The sequence below is a fragment of the Microbacterium sp. CCNWLW41 genome (genome assembly GCF_037083505.1).
This window is the reverse complement of sequence record NZ_JBAOJP010000004.1, coordinates 98870-111208: the sequence shown is the minus strand read 5'-3', so window position 1 is coordinate 111208 and position 12339 is coordinate 98870. Positions and strand designations below refer to the sequence as shown.

Sequence of the window (12339 nt, the reverse complement as noted above, 5' to 3'; positions counted from 1 at the left end):
GTCTACTCCCGGGAGGACACGCGGTCAACGCCCTCGACGCGTCAGAGATCCAGGATCTCCAGGTCGACCAGGACCGTATCCCCCTCCGCCACGCCCTCCGCGTCGCGGACCGCACGCTTGATCGGCAGGGAATAGGAGCCGCCCGAGAAGAAGACGGAGGTCCGCCAGCTCGTCGCGCCGATCCGTGCGTGCACCCGGAGCGAGCCGAAGCCGCGCGACGGCGCGGGGAGCTCGCGGATGTCTGCGGACAGCTCCTCCGGGACGGTCGCGAAGTACCACGAATCCACTCGTGCGCTCCACCGCAGGACATCGCTCTCGAACTCGATCCGCATCCGCTCAGAGTAGCCACGGCCTCGGACAGGGCCGGTTCCGCGGCGCACGGGCCGATGTCCGATGTACGAGTTACGGTCTCCTTCACGGGTTGAAATATTCGAAGAGATTTTCGAGGATGGATGCATGGGGAACGCACTGCGCACCGCGATCGGACCGGCCATGGACTCCCGTGCCGGAGAGATCCTGCGCCTGCAGCGCGAGATCACCCGGATGCAGCGCCGCCGCAGCGACCTCCCCCTGATCCCCGTCCCCTCCGCCCTGCAGCCCCTGCTGCCGGAGGGCGGGCTCCAGGTGGGAACGACGTACGCCCTGTCCTCCTCCCCCGGCCTCGTCGCCGCCCTGCTCTCGACCGCCTCCGGCCGCGGCTCCTGGTGCGCGGCCGTCGGCATGCCCACGCTGGGCGTGGAGGCTCTGGCCCGGCACGGCGTGGACCTCGACCGGCTGCTCCTCGTCCCCGACCCGGGCCCCCGCTGGCTCACCGTCGCCTCCGCCCTCTCCGAGGTCGTCCCCCTCATCGCGGTCCGCCCGGCCTCGCGGGTGCGTGAGGCCGAGATCTCCCGGCTCACGGCCCGCCTGCGCGATCGCGGGTGCACCCTCCTCGTCGTGTCCTCGACGCCCTGGCCGCAGAGCGAGGGCAGCATCCGGGTCCAGGATCCCCGATGGCACGGCCTCGGCGAGGGGTGGGGCCTGCTGGAGGACTGCGAGGTCACGATCACCGCGCAGACCCGCCGCTCCCCCGTGCCGCAGAGCGTCCGCGTGCGGCTTCCGGGCGCGCACGGCACCATCGAGACCGTCGAGACCCTCCCCGCGCACGGGACCCTCCCCACGCCGGTGCCGATGCCCCGCCCGCCGCACCGGGGCCGTCCCGCGGCCGAGGCCCCCGTGCCGGCCGGGTCCGCACACGACGTCCCCCTCGCTCCGGAGCACTGGGCGGAGGCCGGATGAACGCCGCCTCCCCCGCCCGCGTGCTCGTGCTGTGGTTCCCCGACTGGCCGCTGCGCGCCGCTCTGGGCGCCCCTCCGCATCCGTCCGCCGCGATCCTTCGCGCCGGTGCCGTGCTCGCCTGCACCGCCCCGGCCCGGGCGCAGGGGGTGCGCGCGGGGCAGCGGCGCAGGGAGGCCCAGGGGCTCGACCCCGCCCTGCGGCTGATCCCCGCAGATCCGGAGCGGGACGAACGCGCCTTCCTCCCCGTGCTGCGGGCGATCGAGGAGCAGGCCCCCGGCGTCCAGATGCTGCGCCCCGGCATCGCGGTGCTGCGCTCCCGGGGGGTCGCCCGCTACCACGGCGGAGAGGAGGCCGCGGCGGGCGCGCTCTCCGCGGCCCTGGCGACGAAGGGGTTCGCCGAGGTGCGGATCGGCATCGCCGACGGGCCGTTCACCGCGGAGCACGCTGCGCGCCGGGCGCCGTCCCCTCCCGGGCACCTCCTCGTCCCGCCGGGGGCCTCCGCCGCCTTCCTCGCGCCCCTCTCCGCCCGCGTCCTCGCCGACCCCGATCTGGTGATGCTGCTGGGACGACTCGGAGTGCGCACGCTCGGCGACTTCGCGGCCCTCGGCCCCCTCGACGTGCGCGATCGGTTCGGCGAGCACGGCGCACGGCTGCACGCGCTGGCCCGCGGAGCCGACTCCCGTCCGGTCGTCTCCCGCGCCCCGGATCCCGAGCTCGCCGCGGAGACCGAGTTCGAGACGCCGCTGACCCAGTCCGATCAGATCGCCTTCGCGGTCCGTCGCACCGCCGACGAGGTGATCCTCGCCCTGGCCGAGGCCTCGCTCGTGTGCACGGAGGTGCGGATCGATCTGACCGATGACGACGACGGCGTCCACTCCCGCACCTGGCTGCACCCCACCTGCTTCGAAGCGCCCGACCTCGTGGACCGCGTGCGCTGGCAGCTGGAGGCGCTCACCGGCGACGCCCCGCCCGCAACCGCCGAGGACACCCGCCTCTTCCGCGGGATCGCCCGTGTCCGGATCACCCCGATCGCCGTCGACGACGCCGCGCACCATCAGCCAGGGCTCTTCGGCTCCGGGACCGACGAGCGGTTGCACCATGCGGTGTCCCGCGTGCAGACGCTCCTCGGTCACGACGGAGTGCTGACCGCCGCGGTGGCGGGCGGGCGACGCCTCGCCGACCGCCAGCAGCTCACCCCCTGGGGCGAACGGGTGGTGCTCGCACGGGATCCGGACCAGCCATGGCCCGGATCCCTGCCCGACCCCCTCCCCGCCGAGGTGTTCGTCCCTCCCCGCCCGATCACGGTCGCGGACACGACGGGAGCGGCGATCCGGGTCGACGAACGCGGGAACCTGAGCGCGGCGCCCGCGCGGATCGAGGCGGACGCCGTGCGGTCCTGGGCGGGCCCCTGGCCGGTCCGCGACCGACGAGGGCAGCCCGACGGCGTCCGCGGCGAGCGGTTCCAGCTGGTGGACGAGCACGAGCGCGCGTGGCTCGTGCTGCACACGGACGACGGCTGGTGGGCCGAGGGGAGGTACCACTGATGGGCTGGCACAACCCGGAGATGTCGTGGAGCGAGCTGGAGCGGACGCTCAGCGGCAAGCCCGCCCTGCGCGACACCCTCGTCGCGGACGCCCCGATCCGCACGCACAAGCGCGGCGCCGTCTCCCTGGGCGACATCGTCCGCCCGACCGACGCGGTGCCCTACGCCGAGCTGCACGCGCACTCCTCCTTCTCGTTCCTCGACGGCGCGTCGTCCCCCGCCGAGCTCATCGCCGAGGCGGAACGACTGGGCCTCACCGCCCTCGCGATCACGGACCACGACGGCTTCTACGGTGCGGCTCGGTTCGCCGAGGCGGCGGAGCTCACGAGCGTGCAGACGGTCTTCGGCGCGGAGCTGTCCCTGGGGCTGCCGTCGCCCCAGAACGGCGAACCGGATCCGGTCGGCGAGCATCTGCTGGTCCTCGCCCGCGGGGAAGAGGGATACCACCGGCTCTCCGCGGCGATCACCCGGGCGCAGCTCCGCGGCGGCCAGAAGGGCCGACCCCGGTACGAATGGGAGGACCTCGTCGCCTCCTCGGGCGGTCACTGGACGGTGCTCACCGGATGCCGCAAGGGCGCCGTCCGACGCGGATGGGAGCAGGAGGGGGTCGACGGCGCCCGACGCGGGCTGCGCCGGCTCGTCGACCTGTTCGGGAGCGATCGCGTGGTGATCGAGCTCATCGACCACGGCGATCCGCAGGACACGCGCCGCAACGACGCCCTGACGACGCTCGCGGTCGAGCACGGGCTCGCCACCGTGGCCACGAACAACGTCCACTACGCCGTGCCCGACCGCGCCCGGCTGGCGGAGGCGGTCGCCGCGGTGCGCGCCACGCGCAGCATGCGGGACCTGGAGGGGTGGCTTCCCTCCCACGGATCGGCGCACCTGCGCTCCGGGGCGGAGATGACCGCACGCTTCGCCCGCTACCCGGGGGCGATCGCGCGGGGTCTGGAGATCGCCGAAGAGTGCGCCTTCCCGCTGCGCCGCGCGAAGCCCGCCCTGCCCACGATGAGGGTGCCGGCGGGCCACACGCCCATGAGCCATCTGCGAGAGCTCGTCTGGAAGGCCGTGCCGCACAAGTATCCGGACCTGACGGACGCCGGCCGCCGGCGGATCGAGCGCGAGCTCGACGTCATCGAGGAGAAGGACTTCCCGGGCTACTTCCTCATCGTGCACGGCATCGTGACGGAGGCCAAGAGACGCGGCATCCTCTGCCAGGGACGCGGGTCCGCGGCGGCGAGCGCGGTCTGCTACCTCCTCGGCATCACCGCGGTGGACCCCATCGGCTACGGACTCCCCTTCGAGCGCTTCCTCGCCACGACGCGCACGGAGGAGCCGGACATCGACGTGGACTTCGACGCCCGCCGCCGGGAGGAGATCATCCAGTGGGTGTACGACGAGTACGGCCGCGAGAGCGCCGCGCAGGTGGCGAACGTCATCCAGTACCGCCCCAAGAACGCCGTGCGCGACATGGCACGGGCCCTGGGCTACTCCCCCGGGCAGCAGGACGCCTGGTCTCGTCAGGTGGAGCGCTGGGGTCTGGAGCTCTCCCCCGTCGACGACCACGACATCCCCGAGGCCGTGGTGGACTACGCCGCCGAGCTGCTCAAGGCCCCCCGTCATCTGGGCATCCACTCCGGAGGCATGGTGCTCACCCAGCGGCCCGTGGGCGAGGTCGTCCCGGTCGAGCACGCCCGCATGGAGAACCGCACCGTCATCCAGTGGGACAAGGACGACGCGGCGTGGATGGGGCTGGTCAAGTTCGACCTGCTGGGCCTCGGCATGCTCGCCGCCCTGCAGCACTGCTTCGATCTGATCGCCGACGCCACCGGGGAGAGGTGGTCCCTGGAGACCCTCCCCAAGGAGGAGGCGGCCGTCTACGACATGCTGTGCCGCGCCGACACGATCGGGGTCTTCCAGGTGGAGTCCCGTGCGCAGATGGGGTTGCTGCCGCGACTGCAGCCCCGGACGTTCTACGACCTCGCGATCCAGATCGCCCTCATCCGCCCCGGTCCCATCCAGGGCGGCGCCGTGCACCCCTTCGTCCGCCGCAAGCTGGGGCAGGATCCGGTCACCTACCCGCACCCGCTGCTGAAGCCCGTGCTGGAACGCACCCTGGGCATCCCCGTCTTCCAGGAGCAGCTCATCCAGATGGCGACCACACTGGGCAACTGCACGGCGGACGAGGCGGACACCCTGCGCCGGGCGATGGGATCCAAGCGGGGGCTGGAGCGGATCGACAGCATCCGCGAGAGCCTGTACGAGGGGATGCGCGCGCATGGGCTGGACCCGCAGAGCGCGGATCGCATCTACGCCCAGATCCAGGCCTTCTCGAACTTCGGGTTCGCGGAGTCGCACTCGCTGTCCTTCGCGCTGCTCGTCTACGCCAGCTCCTGGATCAAGCTGCACTACCCCGCGGCGTTCCTGGCGGGGCTGCTCCGCTCGCAGCCGATGGGCTTCTACTCCGCGTCCACCCTCACCGCGGACGCCCGGCGGCACGGCGTCGAGGTCCGCCGCCCGGATCTGCACCGCTCCGCGGCGACGGAGACGCTGGAACCGCGGGAGGACGAGGCTCGCGCGCCCCTCGGGCCGACCGGCCGTGAGGAGTGCACGCACCGGAGGCAGCCGGCTCCCGCGCAGACCTTCGACCGCTCCCTCCCCGACGACAGCGCCGCCCACCGCCGCGACGGCGCGTTCGCGGTGAGGCTCGGCCTGTCGGGCATCACCGGGATCGGCGCCAAGACCGCCGAGCGCATCGTCGCCGACCGCGACGCGCACGGCCCGTTCCGGGACCTGAACGATCTGGTGCGCCGGACGGACGTGACGGCGGCCCAGGTGGAGGCGCTGGCCACGGCGGGCGCCGTCGAGGGGCTGGGGCTGACCCGGCGCGAGGCGATCTGGATGGCCGGCTCCGCCGCCCAGGACCGGGCGCGCTATCTTCCCGGCAGCTCCGTGGCGGTGCAGCCGCCCCTGTTCCCGGATCAGACCAGCCATGAGATCCTGGCCGCCGACCTCTGGGCGACCGGGGTGTCCACGGACGATCATCCGATGGCGCATTTCCGGGTCGGGCTCGACGAACGCGGTGTGCTCTCCTCCGACCGGCTCCGCACCCACGAGACGGGCCGTCGCATCGAGGTGGCGGGGCTGGTCACCCACCGTCAGCGACCGGCGACCGCGGGCGGGATGACCTTCCTGAACCTCGAGGACGAGCACGGACTCGTCAACGTCATCTGCTCCCAGGGCGTGTGGACGCGGTACCGACGCATCGCCCGGGAGTCCCCGGCCCTCATCGTCCGAGGAATCCTGGAGCGTTCCCCGGAGGGAGTGATCAACGTGCTCGCGGACGCCTTCGAGGATCTCCGTGTCGGCGTGGTCCATCGGTCACGGGACTTCCAATGACGCCCCTCCGACCGATGGCCCGCGTCGGGGGTCACCAGAACCGCTCGGGTTCCTCCTTGGGAGTCCTCTCCCCGCCGCCCCACCAGACGGCCTCACCGGTCGCCGACGCCGCCGCCTGCTCGGCGCCGGACAACGCCGCCGCTGTTCCCGTCCGGCGCGAGGCGTCCGGGACCGGCACCGGATCCAGGACCAGCTCGGTCCGCACGCCCGTCTCCCCGGCGATCCCGACCTCCCCGACGATCACCGTACAGCTGTCGACACGGGCCTGGCCGGGCACGGTATCGGCGTCAGGGAGCACCCCGGCGGGGAGCACGTAGCGGATCCCGGTCACGACGTCACGCAGGATCCGCGGGCCGCCCGCCCCCTCCGCCTCGAACGCCACGACGCGTCCGACCGGGAGGCCGAGAGCAAGCGGAAGGGAGACGGTCACCATCATGGATCCACCCTCGCCCACTCCGGGCGTCCGGACAAGCCCCGTCCGCCTCGGGACGAGATCAGGAGGCGTCGATGTGCGCCGGGGCGAGCCGATCGTAGTGACGGTCGTGGTACAGCAGCGGCTCGCCCTCGCCGCCGGGAAGGACCTCGTGCACGTCCGCGAGCACGAGAGCGGACGGCCCGACCGACACGGTCTGCCGGATCGTGCAGCGCAGCGCGCCGCGGGTGTCCGGAAGATACGGCTCCCCGGTCGGAAGAGTCTGCCAGCCCTGCTCCGGCGTGAAACGCGGTTGTCCCGTGCGGGCGAACGCATCGGCGATCCCCTCCTGGCCCACGCGCAGGAAGTGGACCACCATGCTGGGAGCCGCGAGGATCCCGCCCGCGCTCCCGGTCGCCTTGGTGACGGAGAAGACGAGGACGGCCGGGTCCGCGCTCACCGAGGCGACGCTGGAAAGGGTGAGGCCGACCGGCCCCTCCGCGGTGGTGGCGGAGACGAGAGACACGCCGGAGGCGAGGTGCCGGAACACCGCCTTGAAGTCCTCGGTGAGATCCGTGCCGGGTCCTGTCATCCTGCTCACTCCTCCGCGACCGCAGCCGGCGCCGTCCTTCCGGCGCCGCCACCCCGGCCGCTCATCCCACGGGGATCAACCGATCCTCCCGTCGAATCCTTCCCGAAACGCCCCACCGGAGCGAGTCGTGTGTCTTCGGCTTACGCCGAGGACGCGCCGACCTCGCGAACGGCGACCTCAGGAACGGCGTCGCCCACATCGCGTCTCCGCAACGGTCGCGGTAGCGTCGTCCCATGGGCACGGCGAACGGGTTCTCCTTCGACAGGCGCGGCGCCGACGTGGTGATCACCCACCACGGGAAGCCTGCGGCCGTGCTCCGCGGACGGCGCGCGGAGGACTTCCTGGCGGACGTCGCCGACGGCGATCCTCAGCTGCTCATGGCGAGGATCACGGGGAACTACCGGCGCGGCAACGAACGCACGGCCCGCGCGCATCCGCGGAACGCTGACCGCTGACCACTGACCGCCGGCCGGCCTCACGATCGCCGAAGCCGGAGGCCCGCAGAGCCACAGATGCGGCGGTCTGGGGCAAGCCCGTCGGCTGACACGCAGAGGCCCCGCGGGCGTCGTGCGTCCGCAGGGCCTCTCGCGCGAGGTCAGCTCGTGGCGCGTCCCCGGCGCACGAAACGGGTCAGAAGCACCGCGCCTCCGCCGAGCAGCGCCACGGCCCCGGCGGCGACGGCGACGACGGGTACCGCCTCTCCCGTCACGGCGAGCTGTTCCCCGTCCTCCACGGCGCCGCCCTCGGGGTCGGCGACCTCCGTGCCGGGTGCGGGAGCGCTGTCATCCGTCGCGGCCGCGTCGCCGTCGCCGGGAGCGGTCGCGCCGGGCTCGGGGTGGTCGGTCGGGGTGTGCACGATGTCGTAGTACACCCCCGGGTTCGCCGCATCCGGGGTCACCCGATACGTGAACCCCGCCGCCGTCAGCGTCACGATCGGCACCACACGCTCGAACAGCACCTTCCCGTCCGCGTCCTTCGCGACCAGCGTCCGCTCGGACCCGTCCGCCGACACCGACCAGTCGCCCTGCATCTTCGGCGAATCGTCGAGGTTGTACATCGTGAACGTGCCGTCCGTCTTGTAGTACGCCCAACCGACGAAGTTCGCCACGGCCTCATCCGACAACGCCACCGCGTTCCCGTCCTGATCCACCGCCCCCGTGGTCTCCCACGGCGTCGAGGCGAGCACGTCCGACGGACTCTGCGTCGTCGCCGTGACCGCGGAGACCGGCGCGACCGGCGCGGCGGCGAAGGCCCCGGCGGCCGGGGCGAGGCAGAGGGCGGCGGCGGCCAGCGTCGTCGCGACGATCCTGGTTCCCCGGCGCGGGGCGGTGCGAATGTTCATCTTCTCCTCGTTCCTGATGTGGGGCGTCCGCCCCGGCTCGGGTCGCCGGAGCGGACACGTTCCACGCTAGGAACGCGAAGGAGGCCGGACATCAACCGATCGGTTGAACCCGCCTGTCAGGAACCTGGGCATCCCGCTCGGAGCCGTCCCGCTCAGAGCCGGATGATGCCCCGCTTGACGGCCGAGGCGATCGCGGCCTGACGGTTGTCGGCGCCGAGCTTGGTGAAGGCGTGGTGCAGATGGGTCTTCACCGTCGCCTCGCTGACATGGAGCTCGCGAGCGAGGTCGCGGTTGGAGAGCCCCGCCGCCGCCCGTGTGAGCACGTCGAGCTCGCGCGGGGTGAGCGTCTCGTCCGGACGCTCGACGCGTCGCATCAGCCGAGCCCCGATCGGTCCGGTCAGCGGTGTGCCCCCGGAGGCGGCGGAGCGGATCGCCTGAAAGATCTCCGCGGGTCTGCTGTCCTTCACCAGGTATCCGGCCGCCCCGGCGTCGAGGGCCCGCACGATGTCGGCATCGGAGTCGTAGGCGGTGAAGACGAGCACCTCCGTGCGGGGGCTCGCCCGCCGGATGGTGCGGGTCGCCTCGATGCCGTCCGGCCGCCCGGCGCCGAGATCGAGGTCGACCAGCGCGACGTCGAGATCGTGGCCGGCCGCCGCGGCCTCGGCCTCCGCCGCGGATCCGGCCTCGGCCACGACCTCGAGGTCGGACTGCGTGTCGAGCACGGCTCGCACGCCGTGGCGGAGCACCGGGTGATCGTCCAGCAGCAGGATCCGGATCACGGCGTCGCCTCCGCCGCACTCGACGACGCGTCGGGAACGATCGCGGCGACCACCGTGCCCTGGCCCGGCTCGGACTCGACGGTGAGCTCGCCGCCGAGGATCTCGATCCGCCAGGTCATCGCACGGATCCCGAATCCCCCGGTCGGCTCGTCGCTCCTCGTCGCCTCCAGGCCGATCCCGTCGTCCACGACGTCGACGCCCACCTCGCGGTCGAAATAGGTCAGCGTGACCCGCGTCGTCGCCGCCTGCGCGTGCTTACGGGCGTTGAGCAGCGCCTCCTGCACGACGCGCTGCAGCGCATGGGCGACCGTCTCCGGAACGGCCCGTTCCCGTCCGACCACCGCGAATGTCGCCCCCTCCGCCTGCGCCTGGGCCCGCAGCAGGGCGCTCAGGGACGCCGCGCCCTCCCGCGGGTCCGCCAAACCGTGCAGGAGCTGGCGGGTCTCGACCAGCGCCTCCCGGAGTGCCTCGCGCGCCTCCCGGACCGCGGGCGCCGAGCCGCCGGGGCGCAGCTCGGCGGATTCCAGGAGCAGGAGCGCGCTCGCGGTGCGCTGCACGACCGTGTCATGCAGCTCGCTGGCGACGCGACCGCGCTCCGCTGCCGCGCCCGCGTCCCGCTCCGAGCGCGAGAGCTGCTCCCGGGTGTCGATGAGATCGTCGATGAGCCGTTGCTGCGCGTCATGCGCCCGGTCCAGCGCCGCGAACGCGGAGGCGAGGACGAGCCCGCCGACGAAAGGACCGAGCACCAGCCCCCAGTCGTCCCCGCGGGACATGAGGAACAGCCCGACGCTCACGGCCACGACGATCGCCGCGGACAGCGCGAACGCCAGACGCCCCCGGATGACGCGGTGCACGGCGAAGAACAGCGCGAAGCCGCACCAGCCGAAGGACGGCGCGAGCACCACGAGCGGGAGCCAGAACGCCGTCGCGACGAGCAGGCCGATCCCCTGGCGCGAGCCGACCGGATCTGCTCCGTTCGCCGAATCTCGCCCCCTGCCCGGAGGCCGATCGATCACCGCGAGCGCGTAGGCCAGGCCGACGCCCACGGCGAGCACGAGCACCACGACGCCCAGGCCGTCCAGCGGGTGGCGGGTGAAGTATCGCCACCCGCACACGAGCAGCAGGACGGCGAAGCCGATGTCGACGGCATGGTCGGGGATCGGAAGGCGTCGCGCCGGAACGCGGAGGGAGTCGGTGCTCATGTCCCCTCCAGTATCCGGCGCCGGAGCCCGGACGACGGGAGGCGGCGGCCCGGACCCCGGCCCGGACCGCCGGTCGTCAGCCGTGCGGGCGCCAGGGCCCCCAGGCCTGGCCCGGAACCTGGTTGCGGGTCCACCACGCGGCGACGTACACCTGTCCCTCGTGCACGGCCGTCTCACCGCTCTGGAAGATCCGCGAGGGAGTCCAGCGCGCGAAGCCGTCCTGCACGTCGATCTCCTGCCAGGGCCCGTTCGGGTCGCCGGGGACCTGGTCACGGGTCCACCAGGTCGCGCGCCAGGTCGCCCCGTCGAAGGAGACCTCGTCCCCGGCGGTGTACACCGCGGATCGGTCCCACTCCGGCGCCGCCGGTGCGCAGCCGCCGTCACAGACACGGAAGGACGCGAGGACGGCCTTGTGGTCGGAAGGCCAGACCGCCGCCAGAGTGAGGATGTCGTCGGCGCTGTCGTCGACGACGCGCTCGTTGCGCACGATCGTGGACTGCGGGCCGACGACGCGGGCGTCGTCGATCGAGAGGCGCGCGTCAGGCGTCGCGAACACGTAGTCGATGCGGTCGCGCTCGTCGGCCTCGGGAGCCCAGGTCAGCGAGGAGGTCGGGAACCTCTCGTTGTCCGAGGGCCACGTCGTCCCGGGGTTCGCGACCGGATCCGGGTGGACCTCGCGGAAGGCGTCGACCAGTCCGCCGTCGAGGAGGGTCCGGGTGGTCTGCCATGGGATCACGACGCCGTTGTGGTCCTGGAGCCCCGCGGTCGCGGCCGTCCAGTCCTGAGCCGACGGCTCGTTGAAGTCCCCGCCCACGACGGCGATGCGGCCGGCGGCGCGCTCCGTGGCGATGTCGGCCACGAGCGCGGCCGCCGTCGCCGGACGACCGGACTGCGCGTTCGCGGCCAGGATCGCGTCGACGTCGGTGACGGGCGCGTCGAGCCGGTCCCAGGTGCCCCAGCCCGCCGGCCAGTCGCCGCGGATCTCCCCGCCGTATCCGCGCGGCAGATACGTCGTGTACCAGCGGTACTCGAGATGCCCGCCGTAGGCGACGACGTCGGTGCCGTTGACGTCGAGGACGGCCTTGGACCACCATCCGTCGACCGTGTCCGTGGACACGATCGGGTAGCGCGACACGATCCCGGTGTCGGTGGCGACGAGGTGCTGATAGCCGAGGAGGGCGGCGACCTGCGCGGGGGCGTCGCCCTGTTCCGGCAGGAAGGTCACGTCCGCGTCGGTCTCCGCGATGATGTCTGCGATCGCTCGCGCGCCCTCCGGGATCTGCGTTCCCCCGTGCCAGACGTTGAAGGAGAGGACGTTCAGCTCGCTGACCCCGTCGGCCTCCGGCTTCGGGTCGGCCGGATCCACGGGGGCCGCGCCCTCGACCGTCAGGTCGACCGGGCCGGCGAGCACCTCGTAGCCGTCGTCCTCGAGCAGGTACACGTCGTACTCGCCTGCGCCGATCGAGGCGGCGTTGTGGGTCCATCCGGTGCGGTCCGCGGGGCTCCACACGACCTGGCCGCGAGCCTCGGGCACGTACCGCCAGTCGAGGGAGGCGGGACCGCCCGGCGTCGCCCCGTCGCGGTAGATGCCGATCCAGTTGCGCTCGTGCACCTGTGTCCCGGCGTCGAAGGCGATGGTGACCGAGCCGTCGGCGGCCACCGTCGAGGGCTCGATCGAGAGGCTCGCATCGACCGCATGGGCCGCCGGCGCGACGAGGAGTCCGGCGAGCACGGCGCCGAGGACGGCGAGACCGCGTCGCCGGGCGGGAGTGGGGGGCATTCCAGGTCCTTT

Annotated in this window: 11 protein-coding genes; 4 read left to right on the top strand and 7 right to left on the bottom strand. The window is 73.0% G+C overall.

Annotation, left to right across the window (positions count from 1 at the left end; translation table 11 throughout):
• Positions 1–41: 41 nt before the first annotated feature.
• A complete protein-coding gene (locus V6R91_RS15685) occupies positions 42–332 on the bottom strand; it encodes a DUF1905 domain-containing protein (RefSeq protein WP_336396032.1) in 291 nt (96 codons plus the stop codon).
• A 124-nt stretch (positions 333–456) separates the two neighbouring features.
• On the opposite strand from V6R91_RS15685, the gene V6R91_RS15680 reads away from it, so the two are divergent.
• Genes V6R91_RS15680 through V6R91_RS15670 form a run of 3 tightly spaced genes read left to right on the top strand, consistent with a single transcriptional unit; the run spans position 457 to position 6220 of the window.
• Entirely contained in the window at positions 457–1278 is an 822-nt protein-coding gene (locus V6R91_RS15680) for a hypothetical protein (RefSeq protein WP_336396031.1), read from the top strand.
• Positions 1275–2822 carry a DNA polymerase Y family protein gene (locus tag V6R91_RS15675; protein WP_336396030.1) on the top strand — a complete coding sequence of 516 codons (1548 nt, stop codon included), beginning with the start codon at positions 1275–1277 and terminating at the stop codon, positions 2820–2822. Before V6R91_RS15680 ends, V6R91_RS15675 begins: the two co-directional genes overlap by 4 nt.
• A complete protein-coding gene (locus V6R91_RS15670; RefSeq protein WP_336396029.1) occupies positions 2822–6220 on the top strand; it encodes an error-prone DNA polymerase in 3399 nt (1132 codons plus the stop codon). Before V6R91_RS15675 ends, V6R91_RS15670 begins: the two co-directional genes overlap by 1 nt.
• Before the next feature lie 31 nt (positions 6221–6251).
• On the opposite strand, the gene V6R91_RS15665 is transcribed toward V6R91_RS15670, so the two are convergent.
• Positions 6252–6656 carry a hypothetical protein gene (locus V6R91_RS15665; RefSeq protein WP_336396028.1) on the bottom strand — a complete coding sequence of 135 codons (405 nt, stop codon included), beginning with the start codon at positions 6654–6656 and terminating at the stop codon, positions 6252–6254.
• Positions 6657–6714: 58 nt separating this feature from the next.
• Entirely contained in the window at positions 6715–7224 is a 510-nt protein-coding gene (locus tag V6R91_RS15660; RefSeq protein ID WP_067243461.1) for a flavin reductase family protein, read from the bottom strand.
• A 233-nt stretch (positions 7225–7457) separates the two neighbouring features.
• Between V6R91_RS15660 and V6R91_RS15655 the strand changes: the two genes are divergently transcribed.
• A complete protein-coding gene (locus tag V6R91_RS15655; RefSeq protein WP_336396027.1) occupies positions 7458–7679 on the top strand; it encodes a hypothetical protein in 222 nt (73 codons plus the stop codon).
• A gap of 140 nt (positions 7680–7819) precedes the next feature.
• Here V6R91_RS15655 and V6R91_RS15650 read toward each other — a convergent pair whose 3' ends face one another.
• From V6R91_RS15650 to V6R91_RS15635, 4 genes are all read right to left on the bottom strand, one after another.
• On the bottom strand, positions 7820–8566 hold the full coding sequence (locus tag V6R91_RS15650) for a DUF4822 domain-containing protein (protein ID WP_336396026.1): 747 nt from the start codon (positions 8564–8566) through the stop codon (positions 7820–7822).
• A 152-nt stretch (positions 8567–8718) separates the two neighbouring features.
• Positions 8719–9345 (bottom strand): response regulator transcription factor, encoded by a 627-nt coding sequence (locus V6R91_RS15645; RefSeq protein ID WP_336396025.1) that lies wholly within the window; start codon positions 9343–9345, stop codon positions 8719–8721.
• Positions 9342–10547: a sensor histidine kinase gene (locus V6R91_RS15640; protein ID WP_336396024.1), complete on the bottom strand. Its 1206-nt coding sequence runs from the start codon at positions 10545–10547 to the stop codon at positions 9342–9344. Before V6R91_RS15640 ends, V6R91_RS15645 begins: the two co-directional genes overlap by 4 nt.
• A gap of 76 nt (positions 10548–10623) precedes the next feature.
• The gene (locus V6R91_RS15635; RefSeq protein ID WP_336396023.1) at positions 10624–12327 is read right to left on the bottom strand and encodes an endonuclease/exonuclease/phosphatase family protein; all 1704 of its coding nucleotides are present in this window, start codon (positions 12325–12327) and stop codon (positions 10624–10626) included.
• Positions 12328–12339 lie beyond the last annotated feature (12 nt).

Excerpts from the sequence above, each read along its gene's own strand:
- V6R91_RS15660 (WP_067243461.1), bottom strand. The coding sequence starts at position 7,224 with ATGACAGGACCCGGCACGGATCTCACCGAGGACTTCAAGGCGGTGTTC.
- V6R91_RS15650 (WP_336396026.1), bottom strand. The coding sequence starts at position 8,566 with ATGAACATTCGCACCGCCCCGCGCCGGGGAACCAGGATCGTCGCGACG.
- V6R91_RS15665 (WP_336396028.1), bottom strand. The coding sequence starts at position 6,656 with ATGATGGTGACCGTCTCCCTTCCGCTTGCTCTCGGCCTCCCGGTCGGA.
- V6R91_RS15675 (WP_336396030.1), top strand. The coding sequence starts at position 1,275 with ATGAACGCCGCCTCCCCCGCCCGCGTGCTCGTGCTGTGGTTCCCCGAC.
- V6R91_RS15680 (WP_336396031.1), top strand. The coding sequence starts at position 457 with ATGGGGAACGCACTGCGCACCGCGATCGGACCGGCCATGGACTCCCGT.
- V6R91_RS15635 (WP_336396023.1), bottom strand. The coding sequence starts at position 12,327 with ATGCCCCCCACTCCCGCCCGGCGACGCGGTCTCGCCGTCCTCGGCGCC.
- V6R91_RS15655 (WP_336396027.1), top strand. The coding sequence starts at position 7,458 with ATGGGCACGGCGAACGGGTTCTCCTTCGACAGGCGCGGCGCCGACGTG.
- V6R91_RS15640 (WP_336396024.1), bottom strand. The coding sequence starts at position 10,547 with ATGAGCACCGACTCCCTCCGCGTTCCGGCGCGACGCCTTCCGATCCCC.
- V6R91_RS15685 (WP_336396032.1), bottom strand. The coding sequence starts at position 332 with ATGCGGATCGAGTTCGAGAGCGATGTCCTGCGGTGGAGCGCACGAGTG.
- V6R91_RS15670 (WP_336396029.1), top strand. The coding sequence starts at position 2,822 with ATGGGCTGGCACAACCCGGAGATGTCGTGGAGCGAGCTGGAGCGGACG.